We start from the raw sequence: 19,741 nt of genomic DNA on the forward strand, positions 1-19,741 counted from the left end.
GATATTCAAAGGCGTCATCTGCAAAAGCCGGCCATGCGCCGGCTTTTGCTTTTGCTTTTCCGGCCCGCGCAACGCGAGGCCGTCATTCAGTCATGGAGCCAGTACATGTCCAGCCCCTCCCCCGTGGGCAGCCCGTCCGCCGCTCGTCCGCTGCTGCGGGGCCGGGTCCTCGCGTTCGCGGCCATCCTGCTGGCGGCCTTCAACCTGCGCACCGCGGTGACCTCGCTGACCCCGCTGCTGGAGCAGCTGGGCCAGACGTTCGGCTTCGGCGCCACCATGACCGGCATCCTCGGCATGGTCCCCACCGCGGCCTTCGCCCTGTTCGGCGTGTCGACGCCGGCGCTGGCGCGGCGGATCGGGCTGGAACGCACCGCGCTGCTGGCCATGGCGCTGGCGACCGCCGGCCTGCTGCTGCGCTCGGCCGCCGGCGGCGTCGGCGTGCTGCTGCTGGGTTCGGCCGTCGCCCTGGCCGGCATGGGCATCGGCAACGTGGTGGTGCCGCCGATGGTGAAGCGCTACTTCCCCGACCGCGTCGGCACCGTCAGCACGCTCTACATCACCGTGCTGCAGGTCGGCACGATGCTGCCCGCGCTGATGGCGGTACCGCTGGCCGATGCCGCCGGCTGGCGCGTGTCGCTCGGCATCTGGTCGTTGATCTCGGTCGCCGCGATGCTGCCGCTGTTCCTGTTGAAGCCCGCGAAACCCGGCGATGCCGGCGCGGCTGCCGCTCCGGTCCATGCACCGGGCAAGGTCTGGCGCACGCCGCTGGGCTGGGGACTGGCGCTGATGTTCGGCATGACCTCGCTGGTGTCGTACTCGATGTTCACCTGGCTGCCGCGGCTGCTGGTGGAAGCCGGCGCCACGCCGGCCTTCGGCGGCACCATGGTGGCGCTGTTCTCCGGGCTGGGCCTGGTCAGCGCGCTGACCATGCCGGCGATCGCGGTGCGCATGCGCAACCCGTTCCCGATCGTGCTGTTCTGCATGGCCTGCCTGCTGTGCGCGTTCGCCGGCCTGCTGTGGGCACCGCTGAAGGCGCCGGTGCTGTGGGTGTCGCTGCTGGGGCTGGGCCCGAGCACCTTCCCGCTGGCGCTGACCCTGATCAACCTGCGCACCCGCACGCCGGCCGGTTCCTCGGCACTGTCCGGCTTCATGCAGGGCGTGGGCTACAGCTTCAGCTGCCTGGGGCCGCTGATGTTCGGCCTGCTGCATTCGTGGTCCGGCAACTGGTACGGGCCGTTCGTGTTCCTGGCCCTGTGCTGCGTGGTGCTGCTGCTCGCCTCCTGGCAGGCCTGCAAGCCGCAGCACCTGGAAGACGCCTGGAACCGCTGAGCGGCAGGTAGCCGGCGACGCCCCGGCGTCGCTTTCCCCAGTCAGACAGCGGCGCGGGTCTGGCCTTCGCCGCGGACCACGAAGCGCTCCACGGTGAGCGCCTCCAGCCCCATCGGGCCGTAGGCGTGCAGGCGCGTGGTGGAAATGCCGATCTCCGCGCCCAGCCCCAGTTCGCCGCCATCGGAGAAACGCGAGGACGCGTTGACCATCACCACCGCCGAGCGCAGCGCCTGCACGAAGGCCTCGGCGTGGGCCGGATCGCCGGTGGCGATGACCTCGGTATGGTCGGAGCTGTACTGGCGGACGTGGGCGATGGCCGCGTCCAGGTCCGGCACCACGCGGATGGCGATGACCAGGTCCAGGTACTCGGCGGCATAGTCGTCGTCGCCGGCCGGCGATACCCCGTCCAGCAGCTGCCGCGTCGCGGCGTCGCCGCGCAGCTCGACGCCGCGCCCGCGCAATGCCGCGGCGGCCATCGGCAGGAACCGCGGCGCGATGGCGGCATGCACCAGCAGGGTCTCCAGCGAATTGCAGGCGGCCGGGCGCGATGCCTTGCCGTCGACCAGCAGCCGTACCGCCAGTTCCAGGTCCGCCGACTCGTCGACGAACAGGTGGCACACGCCTTTGTAGTGCTTGATGACCGGTACCCGCGCGTGCTCGGCGACGAAGCGGATCAGGCCCTCGCCGCCGCGCGGGATCGCCAGGTCGACGATGTCGTTGAGCTGCAGCAGCTCCAGCATGGTTTCCCGGCGCAGGTCCTCGACCAGGGTCAGCGCGGCGTCGGGCACGCCGGCTTCGCGCAGCGCCCGCTTCAGCGACGCGGCGATGGCGCTGTTGGAACGGATCGCCTCCGACCCGCCGCGCAGGATCACGCCGTTGCCGGCCTTGATGCACAGCGCCGCGGCATCGGCGGTCACGTTCGGCCGCGCCTCGTAGATCATCGCGATCACGCCCAGCGGCACGCGCACCTTCTGCACGCGGATGCCATTGGGCCGCACGTCGTCGCGCGTCACCTGCCCCACCGGGTCCGGCAGCGCCGCCACCTCGCGCAGCGCCGTGGCGATGCCCGCCAAGCGCTGCCGATCCAGCGCCAGGCGATCGAGCATGGCACTGCCCACGCCCTTGTCGCGTGCGGCCTGCAGGTCGGCGGCGTTGGCGGCGAGGATGGCGTCGGCATCGGCCTCCAGCGCGGCGGCCATCGCTTCCAGCAATGCGCGCTTGGCCGCGGCGGGCAGCTGCGCCAGCACCTGCGCGGCGTCGCGGCATTGCAGGGCAAGGGTCTTGATGTCGTCGGTCATGGCGTTGGCTCGTCAGGAATATGCAGGGGACCCCGTAGGAGCAGGACCAGATCATCGCGGTGGATCACGTTCTCGCCGTAGCTGTAGCCCAGCGCGGCTTCGATCTCGCGCGAATGGCGCCCGCCGATGCGGCGCACATCCACTGCCGAATACTGGCTGATGCCGCGCGCGATGCAATGCGCTCCGGCACCGTCGCGTACCTGCACCTCGACCATGTCGCCGCGGCGGAAGTCGCCCTCGGCGCCGGTCACCCCGCCGGGCAGCAGCGAGGCGCCCTTCTCCCGCAGCGCCCGCGCCGCGCCGGCATCGACCAGGATCGCGCCCGCTTCCACCGGCGCATGCCGCAGCCAGTACTTGCGCGCGGCCACCCGCGTGCGCCCGGCGTGCAGGCGGGTACCGCGCAGCCGCCCCTGCGCCAGGCCGCGCACCACCTCGCCGCTGCGGCCGTTGAACAGGAAGGTGTCGATGCCGGCCGAGGCGGCCTTGGCCGCCGCCTGCAGCTTGGTGTGCATGCCGCCGGTGCCGGCCGCGCTGCCGCTGCCGCCAGCCATCGCCAGCACCTGCGGCGTCAGCTCGCGCACCTCGTCCACCGGCCGCGCCAGCGGGTCGCGGCGCGGGTCGGCGGTATACAGCCCGTCGATGTCGGTGGCGATGAACAGCGCATCGGCATCGACCAGCGCGGCGACGATGGCGGCGAGGTTGTCGTTGTCGCCGAGCTTGAGCTCGTCCACCGACACGGTGTCGTTCTCGTTGACCACCGGCAGCGCGCCCAGCGCCAGCAATTCGTTCAGGGTGGCGCGGGCGTTGAGGTAGCGGCGGCGGTTGCGCAGGTCGTCGTGGGTCAGCAGCACCTGTGCCACCGGACGTTCGAAGAAGCGCTGCCACAGTGCGATCAGCTGCGCCTGCCCCAGCGCCGCCAGCGCCTGCCGCGCAGCGATGGCGGCGCCGGCTTCCGGCGTCTTCGGCACGATGGCGCGGCCGGCAGCCACCGCGCCGGAGGACACGACCACGATCTGGCGCCCGGCGAGCAGGTTGGCCGAGACGAACTGCGCCAGGCCCAGCGCGAAACGCGGCGTCAGGCCGCCGCCGTCGGCGGCCAGCAGGCTGCTGCCGACCTTCAGCACCGCGCGCCGCCACGGCGGCAGCGGCTGCTCGGCGAACGACGGGGGCGAGGTATCGGTCATGGGATCAGCGCGTGTTCCATTCGTGCACGGTCAGCTCGGAACTGCCGAAGGCCAGCGGATCGCGGGCGACGATGGCCCGGGCCTCGGCCAGGTCGGCCACGTTCTTCAGCACATAGGCGCCGCCGCTGCCATCGGCGAAACCGCCGGTCAGGTGCAGCAGCCCGCGTTCGCGCAGGTCGTCGAGGAAAGCCTTGTGCGGGGCGATGACCGACGTGTCGAACGCCGGTTTGCGCATGGCCATGACCAGATACAGCTTCACCGTTCGTTCTCCACAACATGCAAGTTTGCCAACGCGGATGTTGCACTGCCGCGCGGCGCGTGTGGGCGATATTTTCGTTTCCAACCAATGCCACGGCATCTGCCCGCCTTTGCAGGAGCGCCGTGAGTCGCGACCGGGCTTTCCCGGGAAAGGCCCGGTCGCGACTCACGGCGCTCCTGCGAAAGCGGTGCCGGGCGCTACCGGCTCAGCGCCGCCCAGCGTGCCTGCAGTTCTTCCAGCCGCAGGTCGGCAGCCGCACCCGGCGACACCCGCGCGGCGAGGCTGCCTTCCGGCGTGCGCCCCTGCCCCGCCGTGTCGGCGGACGCGGCGGCGGCCTTGTAGGCCTCGCGGAACGGCACCCCGGCGACGGCCGCCTCGACCGCGACGTCGGTGGCGTACATGCCCGAGTCGATGGCCGCGCGCAGCCGGTCTTCGCGCCATTCCAGGTTGGCCAGCAGCGCCGGCAGCAGTTCCAGCGCCGCCAGGCCGCGGCCGAAGCCGTGGAAGATCGCGCCCTTGCTGGCCTGCAGGTCGCGGTGGTAGCCCGACGGCAGCGACAGCAGCTGCTCGATCTCGGTGCGCGCGGCAGCCACGCTGGCATGGGTGGCGCGCATCAGTTCGATCACGTCGGGGTTGCGCTTGTTGGGCATGATCGAGCTGCCGGTGGTGTACTGCGCCGGCAGCGCGACGAAGGCGAACTCGCCGCTGGTGAACAGCGACAGGTCCCAGGCGATGCGGCGCAGGTCCAGCGTCGCGCCGCCCAGCGCCTCCAGTGCGGCCATCTCGAACTTGCCGCGCGAAAGCTGGGCGTAGATCGGGCTGACCTGCATCCGCGCGAAGCCCAGCGCCTGCGTGGTGTGCTCGCGGTCCAGCGGCAGGTTGACGCCATAGCCGGCGGCGGTGCCCAGCGGGTTGGCATCGACCAGCGCGCGGGTGTCGGCAGCGCGCACCGCGTTGTCGATGAAGGCCTCGGCCCAGCCGGCCCACCACATCCCGGCCGAGGACACCACGGCGCGCTGGATGTGGGTGTAACCGGGCACCGGCAGGCCCGATTCGGCCGCGGCGCGGTCGAGCGCGACGCGGGCGATCTGGCGGCTCAGTTCGGCCACGCGCGCCAGCTTGTCCTTCAACCACAGCCGGGTGGCGACCAGGATCTGGTCGTTGCGGCTGCGGCCGGTGTGGATCTTGCGCCCGGCATCGCCCAGGCGTTCGGTCAGCCGCGCCTCGATCGCCGAGTGGCAATCCTCGTAGCGTTCGTCGAGCACGAAGGCGCCGCTGCGGAAGTCGTCGGCCAGCAGCGCAAGTTCGCGCTTCAGGCCGGCCAGCTCCTCGCCGGAGAGGATGCCGATGTGCTGCAGGCCCTCGGCGTGGGCGCCACTGGCGGCGATGTCGTACAGGAAGAACTCGCGGTCCAGGATCACGTCGTCGCCGGCGAGGAAGGTCTGGATCTTGGCGTCTACCGCGACGCCGGGTTTCTGCCACAGCAAGTTGGTCATGGGAGTCTCGATATTCTGGTTGTCCTGGTAGGAGCGACGTAAGTCGCGACGGGCTTTACCGGTAAAGCTTCGTCGCGACTTACGTCGCTCCTACAGAAGCAGGCTTGGGTCAGTACGGGATGGCGGTCAGCTCCGGCAGGCCGAGGGCGATGTTGAGGTTCTGCAATGCCTGCGTGGCCGCGCCCTTGAGCAGGTTGTCGAGGGTCGCCACCACCACCACCCGCTTGTTGCCCGCGGCCATGGCGAAGCCGCCGATCCGTACCCCGTGCCTGCCGGCGATGTGGCTGACCCAGGGCGCCTCGTCCACCACCTCCAGCAGCGGCTCGCCGGCATACGCCTGCCGGTAGCGGGCGATGACGTCCTCGCGCTTGAGCGGCTGCTGCAGCCACAGGTTCACGGTCATGGTGATGCCGCGGAAGTGCGGCGCCACGTGCGGCATGAACTCCACCGGCACGCCCAGCTGCACCGATACTTCGCGCTCGTGCACGTGGCCGGTCAGCGCGTACGGCATCAGGTTGTCGCGCAGCTTGTCGGGGTCGTTCTTGTCCGAGGGCGTGGTGCCGGCGCCGGAATAACCGGAGACACCGAAGCACTGCGGCGGCCCGGCCAGCTGCTCGAGCAGCGGGTGGATCGCCAGCTGCATCGCGGTGGCGTAGCACCCCGGATTGCTGATCCGCTTCTGCCCGGCATAACGCCCGCGGGTCAGTTCCGGCAGGCCGTAGTACCAGCCGTTGTCGAAGCGGTAGTCGGCGGAAAGATCGACGATCACCGTGTCCGGCCTGGCCGCCTCCAGCGCGGCGACATAGGGAGCGGCCTTGCCGTTGGGCAGCGCCAGCACCACCGCATCGACGCCCTTGGCGGCCACCGCGTCGGCATCGAGGTTCTCGTAGCGCAGCTCGCCCTGCCAGGCGTCGTTGTGGTCGGCCAGGCGCTGGCCGGCCAGCTCGCGCGAGGACACGAAGGCCAGTTCGATGTGCGGATGGCCGGCAATCAGCCGGATCAGTTCGGCGCCGGTGTGGCCGCGGGCACCGACGATGCCCAGCGTGTACGTCTTGTCGTTCATGGGTGCGAATCCAGGCGGAACTGCAGGTGGCGCTTCACCGCCGGCCATTCCGCATCGGTGATGGAGAACACGACGGTATCGCGCGGCGAGCCGTCGGCGTGGCGTTTGTGGTTGCGCAGCACGCCGTCCTGCCTGGCGCCGAGCCGGGCGATGGCCGCGCGCGAGGCATGGTTGAACCAGCTGGTCTCGAAGAACACGCCGATGCAGCCGAGCGTCTCGAACGCATGCGCCAGCAGCATCCGCTTGGCGTCGGTGTTGACGCCGGTGCGCTGCGCGCCGGGCGCATACCAGGTGTAGCCGATGCTCAGCTTCGGCACGTCCGGCTCCAGAGCGTAGAAACGGGTGCTGCCGACGATCGTACCGGTTGCATCGCGCACCACGAACGGCAACGCACGCCCTTCGGCCCGCGCCCTCAATGCATCATCGACGTAGCCGGCAATCGCCTCCGGAGCCGGCACGTTGCTGAACCATTGCCGCGCCAGTTCGCCCCCGCCCAGCGCCTGCCGCAGGCCTTCCACATGCGCGGCCTGCAGCGGTTCGAGCACGGCATGGCGACCGGCCAGGGTCGGCACTTCGTTCCAGTCCGGCGACAGGGGGATGCCCATGGTTCAGCCCACCAGGCTCGGCTGGCGCGCGCCGCAATGGCGCACGTAGCCCTGGATGCCGTCGAAGCCGTCGGCGCCGTACCAGAACACCTTCCAGTCATCGAGCTTGTAGCAGCCGTCGGATTCGGCGTAGTAGAAATGGTTGACCGGGTTGCCGTTGCGCGAACGCCAGAACAGCTGCGGGGTTTCCTCCCGCATCACGTTCCATACCGCGCGGCCCAGGCCCTCGCCCTGCGCGTCGTCGAGCACCGCGAACTTGTCCAGGTACACGCCCTCGGCTTCCCGCGTCAGGATCACCGCGGTGCGGTAGTTCTCGCTGATGTAGGCACGCAGCAGCTGCGTCTTTTCGAAGTAGTCCGGCACCAGGGTGCGGCCGAAGCTGGATTCGATCAGGCCCTTGAGCCGCGGCAGGTCCAGCTGCTCCCACGACGTGGCCTTGAGCACCCGCTCGCCGCGGCGCACCAGCGTGCCCGAGCCCTTGTGGGTGAACAGCTCCTTGGCCAGGTCCGCCGGCCGGGTGATCGACACCGACGACTCCAGCGGCAGCCGGTCCAGCAAATCCTTGATCTGCTCGATCTTGACCCGCATGCCGCCGTTGATCCACGGCTGCTGCATCAGGTGCTCGTACTCGGTGGACAGGTTGATCGAGTCGATCACCTTGCCGTCCTCGCCCAGCAGGCCGCCGGTGCCGGTGAGGAAGATGATCTTGTACGGTTGCAGTTCCTGCACCAGCTCGTTGGCGGCGAAGTCGGCGTTGACGTTGAGGATCTGCCCGCTGGGGGTCTCGCCCAGGCTGGTGATGACCGGGATCGAGCCGGCGCGCAGGCTGGCCTCGATCGGCGCCAGGTTGACCTTGCGCACCTCGCCGACCAGGCCGTAGACGGACTGGTCCAGGTAACCGGCCTCGAACACGCCGCCGGTGATCGAGGTCGCGCGCGCGCCGTTCTGCTGCAGCGCCTCGACCAGCCGCAGGTTGGAAGCCTGGAATACCCGGCGCACGATCGCCAGCGCCTCGGGCGTGGTCACGCGCAGGCCGTCGACGGTCTGCTTCTCGATGCCGGCGGCCGACAGCTCGGCGTCCAGCTGCGGGCCGGCGCCGTGCAGCACGATCGGGGTCAGGCCGACTTCCTGCAGGAACGACAGCGAGGAGGTCAGCGCATCGAGGTCGTCGCGCAGCACCGCGCCGCCGACCTTGACCACGGCGAAGCGCTTGGCGTCCAGCTGCGAGAAGCGCTTGAGGTACTGGCTGATCTCCTTCGCGCTGGCCATGCTCGAAAGCAGGCGCACGATGGTCTGGCGGGTCTGGCGGTGGGGTTGCATGGCAGGGGACATTGCGTGCGTCTTTCGGTGCGAGGGAGGTCGCGGTGGGTAAGGTCCGGCGGCGGGCGCCGGCGGTGTCGGCTCAGGCGCCGTGTTGCAGGATGCGGTGGACCGATGCGGCATAGCGCTGCAGCTGCTCCAGCGTCACGAACTCGTCGGCGGTGTGTGCCTGGGCGATGTCGCCCGGACCATAGACCAGCGCGGTGTAGCCGCCGGCCGAGAACAGCGAGGCCTCGGTCCAGAAGTCCACCGCGTTGCCGATCGGCAGGTCCAGCGCGTCGGCCGCGTCGCGCGCGGCCAGGCGCCGTTCCTCGGCGCGGGCGATGTCGCCCGAGGGCAGGCTCGGGCCACGGAAGGTCTCCTCGAAATGCGCGGCGGCCGGCTCGGCAAAACCGGCGAAGGTGGCCAGCAGCTGGTCCACGTCCATCGACGGCAGCGGGCGGAAGCCGAAGCGCAGCTCGGCCGCCGGCGCGATCATGTTGGCCTTGATGCCGCCTTCGACCCGGCCGATGTTGAAACGCAGCCCGGTCAGGCCGCCGAAGCGCGCGTGCGCCAGCGACTCGACGTGATCCAGCGCGCGGCCACCCCAGCGCATCGCCTGGTGCAGCGCACTGGCCGCCGCATCCTGCCTGCCCGAGGCATGGCCGGCGCGGCCGGCGAAGCGCATCAGCACCGAGGAGATGCCGCGGTGCGCGAGCACCGCCTCGCCCATCGTCGGCTCGGCCACCAGCACCGCCTCGTACGGGATGCCGCGGGCAAGGAACGCGGCGATGCAGCGCGGGTCGTTCGCCTCTTCGTCGGAGGAGAACAGGAACGCCGCATCGCCCCCGCTGGCGTTGGCCGCGGCCACCAGCGCGGCGGCGGCGCCCTTGATGTCGCACACGCCCAGCCCGACCACGCGGTCGTCCAGCCGCCGCATCGCGTGCGGGTCGGCGCTCCAGTGCGGCGAATCGGGCACCGTGTCCAGGTGCACGTTGAACAGGTACTTCGGCGTGCCGCGCACCGCGTACAGGCTCACCGCGCCGGCGCCATGGTCGATCACCTCGACGGCGAAGCCCGGCAGGTGGGCGCGCAGGTAGTCGAAGATGCCGCCGGTGGTGATGGCGCGCGGCGGGTTGCGGGTGTCGAAGGACACCAGCTTTTCCAGGTGCGTGAGGGTGGATTCGAGCAGGTCGGTCATGGGAATCGGATCAGGCGGCCGTCGCCGCGGCCTGGTAGATGTCGGGACGCAGGATTTCCATCAGCGACTGCGGCGCGGCGGGCGCGGCGAAGCCGTACTGCGCGTACAGCCCGTGCGCGTCGGAAGTCGCCAGCATGAAGCGGCGCAGGCCCTGCAGCCGTGGATCGGCGAGGACCGCCTCGACCAGTCGCTTGCCGTAGCCATGCCCGCGATGCTCCGGCAGCACGAACACGTCGGCCAGATAGCCGAAGGTCGCGCCGTCGGTGACCACCCGGGCGAACGCCACCTGCCCGGCGCCCTCGACGTGGCCGCCGAAGCACAGCGAACCGGCGATCGCCCGCTCCACGGTGTCGCGCGGGACGCCGCCGCTCCAGTAGGCCTCGGTCGCGAGGAAACGGTGGATCAGGTCCACGTCCAGCTCATGCTTGTCGGTGCTGATGCGCAGTGTGTTCATGGCTATCCGGCTAGCGAACCAACGTCGCCCCCGCGCGGGCGGGGACGACGGCTTCGGGTCTCAGCGGTTGACCTGCGCGTACAGCGTCGAGCTCATCCCGAACAGCTTGATGAAGCCCTCGGCCTCCTCCACGCCCCAGTCGGCCGACTGCGCGTAGGTCGCGCCCTTGGCGTTGAGCAGGTGCGGCGACTTCACCGCCACCGCGTCGACGCGGCCGCCGCGGGTCTCCAGCACCACCTCGCCGTTGACCTTGGCCTGCGAGGATTTCAGGAACGCCTCGATGTCGGTCTTCAGCGGGTCGTGGTAGAAGCCCTCGTACACCAGCTCCACCCACTTGCGCGCCACGTCCGGCTTGAAGCGGTTCTGCTGCTTGGTCAGCACCGCGTCCTCCAGCGCGCGGTGCGCGGCCAGCAGCGAGACCAGCCCCGGCGCCTCGAACACGATGCGGCCCTTCAGACCGATCACGGTGTCGCCGGTGTAGACGCCGCGACCGACGCCGTACGGGGCGAACAGCTTGTTGAGCCTGGCCAGGATCTGCTCGCCCGGCAGCGCCTTGCCGTCCAGTTCGACGGCTTCGCCCTCGACGAACTTCAGGGTCACGGTCAGCGGCTCCAGCGGCCACGCGCTGCGCGGCGCGCACCAGCCGCGCGCGCCCTCGCCCGGGGTTTCCCAGCGGTCGATCTCGCCGCCGGACATGGTCACGCCCAGCAGGTTCTCGTTGATGGTGTAGGCCTTCTGCTTGGCGCGCACGCCGAAACCGCGCTCTTCCAGGTACTTCTGCTCGTAGGCGCGGGTCTGGGTGTGTTCCTTCTGGATCTCGCGGATCGGGGCGACGATCTGGTAATCGCCCAGTGCCTTCACCGCCAGGTCGAAGCGCACCTGGTCGTTGCCCATGCCGGTGCAGCCGTGGGCGATGGCGTTGGTGCCCAGCTCGGCGGCGCGCTTGATCGCGGCGTCGACGATCAGGTAGCGGTCGGACACCAGCAGTGGGTACTGGCCCTGGTAGCCCTCGCCGGCCCACACGAAGGGCTTGACGAAGCCTTCCCAGATCGCCGGGCCGCCGTCGACGGTGACGTGGCTGGCCACGCCCAGTTCGGCGGCGCGCTTCTCGATGATGTCGCGCTCCTCGGCGTCCACGCCGCCGGTGTCGGCGAATACGGTATGCACGTTCCAGCCGCGCTCCTGCAGGTAGGGCACGCAGAAGCTGGTGTCGAGTCCGCCGGAAAAGGCCAGCACGATGTCTTTGTTGCTCATGGGGGATGTCCGATGTGAAGTGGGGGAATTACTGCGAGGCCAGCGCGGCCATGATCGCCTTCTGCACGTGCAGGCGGTTCTCGGCCTCGTCGATGGCGATGCATTGCGGCGAATCCATCACCCCGTCGTTGGCCTTGACGTTGCGGCGCAGCGGCAGGCAGTGGCTGAACACGCCGTTGTTGGTCAGCGCCATCTTGGCCTCGTCGACCATGAAGTGCCTGTACTGGTCGCGGATCGGCTTCTCCGGCTCCCAGTTGCCGAAGAACGGCAGCGCGCCCCAGCTCTTGGCGTAGACCACGTCGGCACCGGCGTAGGCGCTTTCGATATCGTGGCTGACGGTCAGCGAGCCGCCGCTCTCGGCGACGTTCTGCGCAGCCCAGCCCATGTAGCGCTCGTCGAGGAGGTACTGCTCGGTCGGGCACAGCAGGGTCACGTCCATGCCCATGCGGGTGGCGATGGTCAGCGCCGAATTGGCCACCGCGGTATTGAGCGGCTTGGGGTGGTAGGTCCAGGTCAGCACGTATTTCTTGCCGCGCAGATCGCTGGTGCCGAAGTGCTCCTGCAGCGCCAGGATGTGCGCCAGCTCCTGGCACGGATGGGTGATGGTCTCCATGTTGATGACCGGCACCGGCGAATACCTGGCGAACGACTTCAGCACGATGTCCTGGCGGTCGTAGGCCCAGTCCACGAACTTCGGGAAGGCGCGCACGCCGATCAGGTCGACGTAGCGGCCGAGCACGCGCGCCACCTCGGCGATGTGCTCCTCGGTGTCGCCGTCCATCACCGTGCCCAGGTTGAATTCGATCGGCCACGCATCCTTGCCCGGCTGCAGCACCACCGCATGCCCGCCCAGCTGGAACGCGCCCAGCTCGAAGCTGGTGCGGGTGCGCATGGACGGATTGAAGAACACCAGCGCGATCGACTTGCCCTTGAGCTCGTCGCCCAGCTTGTTGCGCTTGAACAGCGCCGCCTGGGTCAGCAGGGCATCCAGGTCGGTACGGCTCCAGTCCTGGGTGTTCAGGAAGTGCTTCAGGGACATCGATCGATCCTTTGCTGCGTGGGGGGCCGCCGTTGCCGGCGGGGAATGCGCGGATGCGCGGGGGCTACCTTGGAAAACGTTCAGATGAAACTTTTTCGGAAAGCGGAAACGAAAAAACCCAGCCTGGGCTGGGTTTTCCGAACAGACAGCACGAAGCTCCGGTTACCCAGCGAGGATGTGGGGTTCCGGTCGGCGGGCACGGGACGTCATGCCGGAAGCCATCCGGGCGGCGCTGGTACCAAGCTGGAAGCTGTTCGATTTCATGGCCGGCGATGGTCGCATGCGCAAGGGACGCGCGCAAGCGGTCAGGGCGTGATCGCCGCGGCTTCGCCGTCGTCGTCGGTCAGGTCGGGGGTCACCGACACCCGCAGCCGCAGCCGGTTGCCGGGGTCCTCGGGCAGCCGCGAGCGGTACTTGGTGCCCTTGTAGACGTAGTCCACGTCGTAGGCGATGGGCCGGCGGAACTCGCGCCCGACCTCGACGACCCGGCAGTCGGGCGTCAGCAGCGTGGTGTTGCCGGGACTCACCGCCAATGCCGCGGCTTCCCGCTCGGCCAGCACCTCGTCCTCGACACGGCGGCCGAAGATGCTCTTGACCGAGTCCATGAAGCGGCTGAAGCGCCCCTTCTCCTCCTCGGCCGTCACCCGCACCGGGGCCAGCGTGCGCGTGGACACCGGCTCGCAGTGCTCCTCGGTGCGCGTGGCGCGCAACACCTGGAACACCGGCTCGACGTTGAGCACCTGCGCGTAGTCGAAGCGGACGTTCTCGACGATGACGACCCGGTTGCGCAGGTCCGGCTCCTGGTGCTGGTCCTGGGCCGCGGTCGGCGATGCAACGCATGCAAGCAGGCAAGCCAGCAACAACAGCAGAACGGGATTCATCGGCACCAGACAGTCTGACAATGGCGGGTAGTGTAGGCATCCGTGCCCGCAAGCGGCTGAACATTACCCTTCCGGCGGCCCCCTGCCCAGCCCGGGCGTGCCGGCGGGCGGCCGGGCCGGTAGAATCCCGAGGTTCGCCATCCCCCCGACCGACGATGACCCTGCGCCTGCACAACAACCTGACGCGGCAGCTCGAGCCGTTCGCCCCGCTCGACCCGGCCAGCCCCACCATGTACGTGTGCGGACCCACGGTCTACAACTACGTCCACATCGGCAACGCCCGCGGCCCGGTGGTGTTCGGGGTGCTGGCGGCGCTGCTGCGGCGGCGCTACGGCGCCCTGCGCTACGCCCGCAACATCACCGACGTGGACGACAAGATCAACGCCGCCGCCGCCGAGCAGGGCGTGCCGATCTCGGCCATCACCGACCGCTTCGCCGCCGCCTATCGCGAGGACATGGCGGCGCTGGGCGTGGCCCCGCCGGACATCGAGCCGGAAGCCACCGCGCACATCCCGCAGATCGTCGCCATGATCGGGCGGCTGATCGAAAGCGGCCACGCCTATGCCGCCGAAGGCCACGTGCTGTTCTCGGTGGCCAGCTTCGGCGACTACGGCAAGCTTTCGCGGCGCGATCCGGAGGAGATGCTGGCCGGCGCGCGGGTGGAAGTGGCGCCGTACAAGCGCGATGCCGGCGATTTCGTGCTGTGGAAGCCCTCCTCCGACGACCTGCCGGGCTGGGATTCGCCCTGGGGCCGCGGCCGCCCGGGCTGGCACATCGAGTGCTCGGCGATGGCCGCCGCGCACCTGGGCGAGACCATCGACATCCACGCCGGCGGCGTCGACCTGCAGTTCCCGCACCACGAGAACGAGATCGCGCAGAGCGAATGCGCCCACGGCGGGCGGACCTTCGCCCGGTTCTGGCTGCACAACGGCATGCTCAACTTCGGCGGCGCCAAGATGAGCAAGTCGATCGGCAACATCGAACGCGTGCACGACCTGGTGCGCAAGCACCCGCCGGAGGCGCTGCGCTACGCGCTGCTGTCGGCGCACTACCGGCAGCCGCTGGACTGGTCCGACGCGCTGATCGAGCAGTCGGTGCGCACCCTGGACCGGCTCTACGGCACGCTGCGCGAGCTGGCGGACATCGAGGCCGTCGCCACGATTCCGGCCGAAATCGAGAACGCGCTGGACGACGACCTCAACACCCCGCAGGCGCTGGCCGAGCTGGCCCGCATCGCCGGCGAGGCGCGCAAGGCGGAAACCGCCGCCGACAAGGCGCGGCTGAAGGCCGGGCTGCTCGGCGCCGGCCTGGCGCTGGGCCTGCTGCAGCAGGCGCCCGCCGACTGGTTCAACCGCGGCGCCAGCAGCGACGACGATGCCCGCATCCAGGGCCTGATCGACGAGCGCGCCGCGGCCAAGAAATCGCGCGACTTCGCGCGGGCCGACGCCATCCGCGATCAGCTGGACGCCGAGGGCATCGTGCTCGAGGACACGCCGCAGGGCGTACGCTGGGTGAGGAAACGCGCCTAGCACGCCCCCAACCGGCCCTCCGCTGCGCTGACTGCCCCGGCCGTGGATGGCCGGACGCACGATCCGGAGTCGCCACGCTCCCCTGGGGCGGCTTCCACGAAACAACCGAGAACGACGTGACCGACTCCCCCTTCCCGCTCGAACCCACCGCCGCCGAGGCCCAGGCCGCGATCGCCGAGGAATTCTCGTTCTTCGGCGACTGGTCCGAGCGCTACCAGTACCTGATCGACCTCGGCCGCAAGCTGCCCGCCTTCCCCGAGGAGTGGAAGACCGAGGAGCACCGCCTGCACGGCTGCCAGTCGATGGTGTGGATCGTCCCGGAAGGCAACGCCGACCAGCTCACCTTCCATGCGATCAGCGACTCGGCCATCGTCTCCGGGCTGATCTTCCTGGCGCTGCGCGTCTATTCCGGGCGCCCGGCCGCCGAGATCCTGGCCACCGCGCCCGACTACGTCGCCGCCATCGGCCTGTCCAGGCACCTGTCGCCGACCCGCAGCAACGGACTGGCGTCGATGCTGGCCTTCATCCGGGACACCGCGCAGTCGCAGCAGTGACCGCCACTCCCGCCAGCACCGACGCACCGGGCCCGCTGCTGGCCCAGCCCGGCTTCGTGAAGCTGCTGCTGTACCGCATCAGCGCGATGCTGTCCTACCAGATCGTCGCGGTCACGGTGGGCTGGCACATCTACGAGATCACCCGCAACCCGTTCTCGCTGGGCCTGATCGGCCTGGCCGAGGTACTGCCGTACTTCTGCGTGGCGCCGTTCGCCGGCTACCTGGTCGACCACCTGCCGCGCCGCCGCCTGGGCATGGTCGCCTGCCTGGGGCTGGCGGCCACCGCCGGCATCCTGGTGGGCGTGGCGGCCGGCTGGCTGCCAGTCCACGGGGTGTGGCCGATCTATGCCGCCATCGCCCTGACCGGCATGGTGCGGGCGTTCCTGGCGCCGATCTACAACGCGCTGTTCGCGCGGGTACTGGCGCGCGGCCAGTTCGCCCGTGGCGCCGGCTTCGGCAGCGTGGTGTTCCAGACCGGCATGGTCGCCGGCCCGGCCCTGGGCGGCGTACTGGTGGCCTGGGGCGGCAAGAGCCTGTCCTATGCCGTGGCCGCCGGCGCCGCGCTGGTGGCGCTGGCGGCACTGGCGACGCTGCGGGTGGCGGAACCGGCACCGCCGGCCACCCGCGCGCCGATCTTCTCCAGCATCGCCGAGGGCGCCCGCTTCGTGCTGTCCAACCAGATCATGCTCGGGGCCATGGCGCTGGACATGTTCTCGGTGCTGCTGGGCGGCGTGGTGGCGATGCTGCCGGCCTTCATCAAGGAAATCCTGCATTACGGCCCGGAAGGCCTGGGCATCCTGCGCGCGGCGCCGGCACTGGGCTCGGTATGCGTCGGCCTGTGGCTGGCGCGGCGGCCGCTGCAGCGCAACGCCGGGCGGGTGCTGCTGTTCGCGGTGGCCGGCTTCGGGTTGTGCGTGATCGGCTTCGGGCTGTCGCAGAGCTTCTGGCTGTCGGCGGCGATCCTGCTGTTCTACGGCGCGTTCGACGGCGTCTCGGTGGTGGTGCGCTCCACCATCCTGCAGTTGGCCACGCCGGACGAGATGCGCGGCCGGGTGTCGTCGATCAACGGCATCTTCATCAGCTCCTCCAACGAACTGGGCGCGTTCTACGCCGGCACCATGGCACGGCTGCTGGGGCTGGTGCCGGCCGTGGTGATCGGCGGCTGCGCGGTACTGGGCGTGGCCGCCGTCACCGCCTGGAAGAACCCCACGCTGCGACGGCTGAACCTGCGCGACCTGCAATGATCGCGCCTGCGCGCGGGTTTCCTGCGGGCGCTTCCCGCGCCGTCGTCCCCCTTACGCTTCCGCCGCCAGTCTTGCCGGATCCCATACCCGGTCGGCGAGCTGCCGGTACAGGGCGTGGCGCTCGTCCAGGTCGGCCTTGCGGAATTCCTCCAACGACCTGAACGGCAGGTCTTCCCGCTTGATGTAGGCCAGGAAACCCGGATTGCGTTCGTAGCACTGCTCATGCAGCGACCAGGCCAGCAGGTTCTGGCTGACATAGTGCCGGCGCTTCTTTGCATACGGCAGATCGCCATAGCTGGCATTGAAGCTCTTGGGCAACAGCAACAGGTCGCCGAACCGGTTGCGGTAGTCGGAGAAGTCGGCCTGCGAAGCGAACTCGTCCCTGTGGCGCGAGTAATGGTCGGCCCAGATGTGCTCGATCTCGTAGCGCCCGCGCCCTTCGACCAGGTACTTGGCCGCGTGGCTGTCCATGCCCGAAGCCGCCTCCAGGTGGGCGGTCATCCGCGCCAGCAGCACCTTGATGTAGCGTTTGGACCACTGGTTGAGGCCGAAGCCATCGAAACCGTTGCGGCGGCCGTCCGCGGTGCCGTCGAAGGTGCATCCCTGTTCTTCCAGGCGCCTGGCCAGGACTTCCACCAACGCCACCGGCTCCAGCCCACGGATATCGCGCATGATCAGGAACGCGGCATAGGACATCGCGCCGTAGGTCATGCTCAGGTAGTTGACCGCGCGGCGCGCCAGCAGGATATCAAGGAACACCGCCACCGCCCGGATCTTGCGGGCAACGACCTCGGGCGCGTCGGTGATCCGCAGCGGCGCCAGCAGCAGCGGATACTGCAGGCTGAAGTTGAAGGCCGCGACGTGGTACACCGGCTCCAGCCCTTCCACCGGCGCCAGCGATGCCTTGCGGATGCACTCGTACTGCCGCGTGTAGAACACCATGTCCTCGCTGACGAAGCGGAAGAAATCCGCGCCATTTTTCAATCCCAGCTGCTCGGCGTGGTCGCCCAGCCAGCGGTGGAACTCGGTGCCGATGCGTTCGAAATCCTTGTTTTCCGAACCGCTGCGCCGCTCGCGCACGCTGTCGGCATAGCGCGCGCGCAGCCAGGCCTTGACCGCATCGGTGTCCTCGTCCTTGCCCAGCTTGCGCAGCGCCTCGATACGTTCGCGCCACAGTCGCGCCGCCTCGTTGCGCTGGCCGATGTCGCCGATGTTGGCCAGCAGATAGCCCTTGAGCATGTCCAGCGGCGTCAGCGACAGGCCACGATCATTCATGGTCTCGAAGATGGTGTAGGCATCCTCGTCGGAAGCGGCGCTGATCTCGATCAGGTACACCTTCTCGGTCAGCCAGTCGCAGAAGTACGGCAGCGCCGCTTCGTCGATCTCCTCGGCCTGCTCCTGCAGCAACTCTTCCAGGTCCTGGTACCGGGCGACGATGGTCTGCACCGATTCCGACGCCGCGCTGGTGTCGGGCAACTCGCCGCTGAACAACGCCGACATGATCGTGCGCCGATCCTCCACCGCGATATTGAAGGCCTTCTCCCCGAAGCGCTCGGAGTAGATCAGCTCTTCCAGCGCCACCCGGTCCCTGCGCTCGCCCTGCCGACGGTGCAGCAGAAGCAGCAGCAGGGTGATGGTGGTCAAGCGCTGCTGGCCATCGACGATGTACTTCTGCCCATCGCGCTCGCTGAGGATGATCGAACCCAGGAAATAGTTGCCGTACTTCTCCACCGCACCACGCGGGTTGCCGGGCCGGTGCCACTGCAGGAACTGGTCGGTCAGATCGTCGATCAGCTCCTTGGCCTGCTTGCGTTGCCAGCGGTATTCGCGCTGGTAGTAATCGATACCGTAGCGTTTGCCCTTGAGGATCTCGCTGATGGTGCGCGCCTTGCCGTCGATCGTCTTCATCGCTCCCCCTGAATCCGGATGTCGTCCCGTCCGCTGCCCGGCGGCATGCCGGACCAGCCGACACTCACGCCGGTTTCCAACCTGCAGGTCACAGGTACGAAGACCGGAAAGTATCCGCTAAAACCCGTCTTGGCGGCGGCACCGCTCAGAACAGATCCGGCTGCACCGCTGCCGGCAACGGCGCCCGCAATTCCGGCAGCCCGGGCAGGCGCGCCCGCAGCAGGGCGTGGAAGCGCAATGCCTGTTCGGCAGCCAGTCGGTTGTCCGGGGTATGCAGGAAGACATGCGGCGTGCGTCCCTCCTCGATCCAGGCGACGACCTTGTCCCGCCAGGGTTCGAGCCAGGCCTGGTTGGCGTCCAGGTCGGGGCCGCCGATGAAACGCACCTGCGGGCTGCGACTGAACGCGGCCGCGCGCACCGGCAGGCGGGGCTTCTTCGCCTGCGCGTGCGCCACCGCCGGATCGTCCGCGGCGCAGGCGAACAGCGCGCGCGAATCCAGGCAGATGCGCTCGACCCCGCGCGCGTGCAGCAGGCGGTTGAGCGCCCGCTCCTCCTCGCCGCGGGCGAAGAAGGCCGGATGCCGCACCTCCACCGCCAGCTCGCGCGCGGCGAAACGATCCAGCCACGCCGACAGTTCGCCAAGGCGCTCCGGGCCGAAACCGGCCGGCAACTGCAGCCACAGCGGCGCCAGCCGCGTGCCGAGCGGTGCCAGCAGGTCGAGAAAGGCCTCGGTGGCGTCCACCCGCTCGCGCAGGTCGCCCTCGTGGCTGATGTCGCGCGGCAGCTTGGCGCAGAAGCGGAAGCCTTCCGGCATCGTTCCGGCCCAGCGCTGCACGGTGGCCGGCGCCGGGCGCGCGTGGAAGGTGGTGTTGCCCTCCACCGCGTTGAACACCTGCACGTAGTGGCCGAGGCTGTCGGCCGGGCGCAGGCCGGCGGGATAGAAACCGCCGCGCCAGGCCGGCTCGTTCCACGACGGGCAGCCGAGACGATAAGGCAGGCTGTCGACGGCGGAGTTCAAATCGGGCATGCGGGTAAAGACCGGAGACCGCGAGTCTATGATTTCGGCTGCATGCGCGGGAACCGTTCGGCCGCCTTGCCGGATGTCGCGGCGATGAGGGCCGGCTCCCCGGCCTGCGGGGGAGGT

At 69.5% G+C, this 19,741-nt stretch carries 18 protein-coding genes; 4 read left to right on the top strand and 14 right to left on the bottom strand.

Annotation, left to right across the window (positions count from 1 at the left end; all coding sequences use genetic code 11):
* Positions 1-105: 105 nt before the first annotated feature.
* Positions 106-1,329: a CynX/NimT family MFS transporter gene (locus OK345_RS00625; RefSeq protein ID WP_265125275.1), complete on the top strand. Its 1,224-nt coding sequence runs from the start codon at positions 106-108 to the stop codon at positions 1,327-1,329.
* Between the two features lie 41 nt (positions 1,330-1,370).
* Here OK345_RS00625 and OK345_RS00630 read toward each other — a convergent pair whose 3' ends face one another.
* The 12 genes from OK345_RS00630 to OK345_RS00685 form a co-directional block, all read right to left on the bottom strand.
* On the bottom strand, positions 1,371-2,627 hold the full coding sequence (locus tag OK345_RS00630; RefSeq protein ID WP_265125277.1) for a glutamate-5-semialdehyde dehydrogenase: 1,257 nt from the start codon (positions 2,625-2,627) through the stop codon (positions 1,371-1,373).
* Positions 2,624-3,811 carry a glutamate 5-kinase gene (gene proB / locus OK345_RS00635; RefSeq protein WP_265125279.1) on the bottom strand — a complete coding sequence of 396 codons (1,188 nt, stop codon included), beginning with the start codon at positions 3,809-3,811 and terminating at the stop codon, positions 2,624-2,626. The genes OK345_RS00630 and proB overlap by 4 nt, the downstream gene beginning before the upstream one ends.
* A 4-nt stretch (positions 3,812-3,815) precedes the next feature.
* Positions 3,816-4,052 carry a YciI family protein gene (locus OK345_RS00640; protein WP_265126239.1) on the bottom strand — a complete coding sequence of 79 codons (237 nt, stop codon included), beginning with the start codon at positions 4,050-4,052 and terminating at the stop codon, positions 3,816-3,818.
* Positions 4,053-4,267: 215 nt separating this feature from the next.
* Positions 4,268-5,566, bottom strand: a complete 1,299-nt coding sequence (gene argH / locus OK345_RS00645) for an argininosuccinate lyase (RefSeq protein WP_265125281.1) — start codon at positions 5,564-5,566, stop codon at positions 4,268-4,270.
* A gap of 109 nt (positions 5,567-5,675) precedes the next feature.
* A complete protein-coding gene (gene argC / locus OK345_RS00650; RefSeq protein WP_265125282.1) occupies positions 5,676-6,629 on the bottom strand; it encodes an N-acetyl-gamma-glutamyl-phosphate reductase in 954 nt (317 codons plus the stop codon).
* Positions 6,626-7,234: a GNAT family N-acetyltransferase gene (locus OK345_RS00655; protein WP_265125284.1), complete on the bottom strand. Its 609-nt coding sequence runs from the start codon at positions 7,232-7,234 to the stop codon at positions 6,626-6,628. The genes argC and OK345_RS00655 overlap by 4 nt, the downstream gene beginning before the upstream one ends.
* A gap of 3 nt (positions 7,235-7,237) precedes the next feature.
* Positions 7,238-8,566 carry an acetylglutamate kinase gene (locus tag OK345_RS00660; protein WP_265125286.1) on the bottom strand — a complete coding sequence of 443 codons (1,329 nt, stop codon included), beginning with the start codon at positions 8,564-8,566 and terminating at the stop codon, positions 7,238-7,240.
* 70 nt (positions 8,567-8,636) lie between these two features.
* Positions 8,637-9,734 carry an acetylornithine deacetylase gene (locus OK345_RS00665; protein ID WP_265125288.1) on the bottom strand — a complete coding sequence of 366 codons (1,098 nt, stop codon included), beginning with the start codon at positions 9,732-9,734 and terminating at the stop codon, positions 8,637-8,639.
* Positions 9,735-9,744: 10 nt separating this feature from the next.
* Positions 9,745-10,188, bottom strand: coding sequence for a GNAT family N-acetyltransferase (locus tag OK345_RS00670; RefSeq protein ID WP_265125290.1), 444 nt, complete (start codon positions 10,186-10,188; stop codon positions 9,745-9,747).
* Between the two features lie 60 nt (positions 10,189-10,248).
* On the bottom strand, positions 10,249-11,442 hold the full coding sequence (locus OK345_RS00675) for an argininosuccinate synthase (RefSeq protein WP_265125292.1): 1,194 nt from the start codon (positions 11,440-11,442) through the stop codon (positions 10,249-10,251).
* Positions 11,443-11,470: 28 nt separating this feature from the next.
* On the bottom strand, positions 11,471-12,481 hold the full coding sequence (locus OK345_RS00680) for an N-acetylornithine carbamoyltransferase (RefSeq protein ID WP_265125294.1): 1,011 nt from the start codon (positions 12,479-12,481) through the stop codon (positions 11,471-11,473).
* A gap of 305 nt (positions 12,482-12,786) precedes the next feature.
* The gene (locus OK345_RS00685; RefSeq protein WP_265125296.1) at positions 12,787-13,362 is read right to left on the bottom strand and encodes a hypothetical protein; all 576 of its coding nucleotides are present in this window, start codon (positions 13,360-13,362) and stop codon (positions 12,787-12,789) included.
* Positions 13,363-13,517: 155 nt separating this feature from the next.
* Between OK345_RS00685 and cysS the strand changes: the two genes are divergently transcribed.
* From cysS to OK345_RS00700, 3 genes are all read left to right on the top strand, one after another.
* Positions 13,518-14,891, top strand: coding sequence for a cysteine--tRNA ligase (cysS, locus tag OK345_RS00690; protein ID WP_265125298.1), 1,374 nt, complete (start codon positions 13,518-13,520; stop codon positions 14,889-14,891).
* 116 nt (positions 14,892-15,007) lie between these two features.
* Positions 15,008-15,445: a SufE family protein gene (locus OK345_RS00695; RefSeq protein ID WP_265125300.1), complete on the top strand. Its 438-nt coding sequence runs from the start codon at positions 15,008-15,010 to the stop codon at positions 15,443-15,445.
* Positions 15,442-16,689 (top strand): MFS transporter, encoded by a 1,248-nt coding sequence (locus tag OK345_RS00700; RefSeq protein WP_265125302.1) that lies wholly within the window; start codon positions 15,442-15,444, stop codon positions 16,687-16,689. The genes OK345_RS00695 and OK345_RS00700 overlap by 4 nt, the downstream gene beginning before the upstream one ends.
* Positions 16,690-16,740: 51 nt before the next feature.
* Here OK345_RS00700 and OK345_RS00705 read toward each other — a convergent pair whose 3' ends face one another.
* Both OK345_RS00705 and OK345_RS00710 read right to left on the bottom strand, forming a co-directional pair.
* Positions 16,741-18,597, bottom strand: coding sequence for a DUF262 domain-containing protein (locus OK345_RS00705; RefSeq protein ID WP_265125304.1), 1,857 nt, complete (start codon positions 18,595-18,597; stop codon positions 16,741-16,743).
* Positions 18,598-18,742: 145 nt separating this feature from the next.
* Positions 18,743-19,624, bottom strand: a complete 882-nt coding sequence (locus OK345_RS00710) for a DUF72 domain-containing protein (RefSeq protein ID WP_265125306.1) — start codon at positions 19,622-19,624, stop codon at positions 18,743-18,745.
* Positions 19,625-19,741 lie beyond the last annotated feature (117 nt).

The sequence above is a fragment of the Xanthomonas chitinilytica genome, from assembly GCF_026107455.2.
Classification (GTDB): Bacteria; Pseudomonadota; Gammaproteobacteria; order Xanthomonadales; family Xanthomonadaceae; genus Stenotrophomonas; species Stenotrophomonas chitinilytica.

Excerpts from the sequence above, each read along its gene's own strand:
- OK345_RS00625 (WP_265125275.1), top strand. The coding sequence starts at position 106 with ATGTCCAGCCCCTCCCCCGTGGGCAGCCCGTCCGCCGCTCGTCCGCTG.
- OK345_RS00630 (WP_265125277.1), bottom strand. The coding sequence starts at position 2,627 with ATGACCGACGACATCAAGACCCTTGCCCTGCAATGCCGCGACGCCGCG.
- proB (WP_265125279.1), bottom strand. The coding sequence starts at position 3,811 with ATGACCGATACCTCGCCCCCGTCGTTCGCCGAGCAGCCGCTGCCGCCG.
- OK345_RS00640 (WP_265126239.1), bottom strand. The coding sequence starts at position 4,052 with ATGGCCATGCGCAAACCGGCGTTCGACACGTCGGTCATCGCCCCGCAC.
- argH (WP_265125281.1), bottom strand. The coding sequence starts at position 5,566 with ATGACCAACTTGCTGTGGCAGAAACCCGGCGTCGCGGTAGACGCCAAG.
- argC (WP_265125282.1), bottom strand. The coding sequence starts at position 6,629 with ATGAACGACAAGACGTACACGCTGGGCATCGTCGGTGCCCGCGGCCAC.
- OK345_RS00655 (WP_265125284.1), bottom strand. The coding sequence starts at position 7,234 with ATGGGCATCCCCCTGTCGCCGGACTGGAACGAAGTGCCGACCCTGGCC.
- OK345_RS00660 (WP_265125286.1), bottom strand. The coding sequence starts at position 8,566 with ATGTCCCCTGCCATGCAACCCCACCGCCAGACCCGCCAGACCATCGTG.
- OK345_RS00665 (WP_265125288.1), bottom strand. The coding sequence starts at position 9,734 with ATGACCGACCTGCTCGAATCCACCCTCACGCACCTGGAAAAGCTGGTG.
- OK345_RS00670 (WP_265125290.1), bottom strand. The coding sequence starts at position 10,188 with ATGAACACACTGCGCATCAGCACCGACAAGCATGAGCTGGACGTGGAC.
- OK345_RS00675 (WP_265125292.1), bottom strand. The coding sequence starts at position 11,442 with ATGAGCAACAAAGACATCGTGCTGGCCTTTTCCGGCGGACTCGACACC.
- OK345_RS00680 (WP_265125294.1), bottom strand. The coding sequence starts at position 12,481 with ATGTCCCTGAAGCACTTCCTGAACACCCAGGACTGGAGCCGTACCGAC.
- OK345_RS00685 (WP_265125296.1), bottom strand. The coding sequence starts at position 13,362 with ATGAATCCCGTTCTGCTGTTGTTGCTGGCTTGCCTGCTTGCATGCGTT.
- cysS (WP_265125298.1), top strand. The coding sequence starts at position 13,518 with ATGACCCTGCGCCTGCACAACAACCTGACGCGGCAGCTCGAGCCGTTC.
- OK345_RS00705 (WP_265125304.1), bottom strand. The coding sequence starts at position 18,597 with ATGAAGACGATCGACGGCAAGGCGCGCACCATCAGCGAGATCCTCAAG.
- OK345_RS00710 (WP_265125306.1), bottom strand. The coding sequence starts at position 19,624 with ATGCCCGATTTGAACTCCGCCGTCGACAGCCTGCCTTATCGTCTCGGC.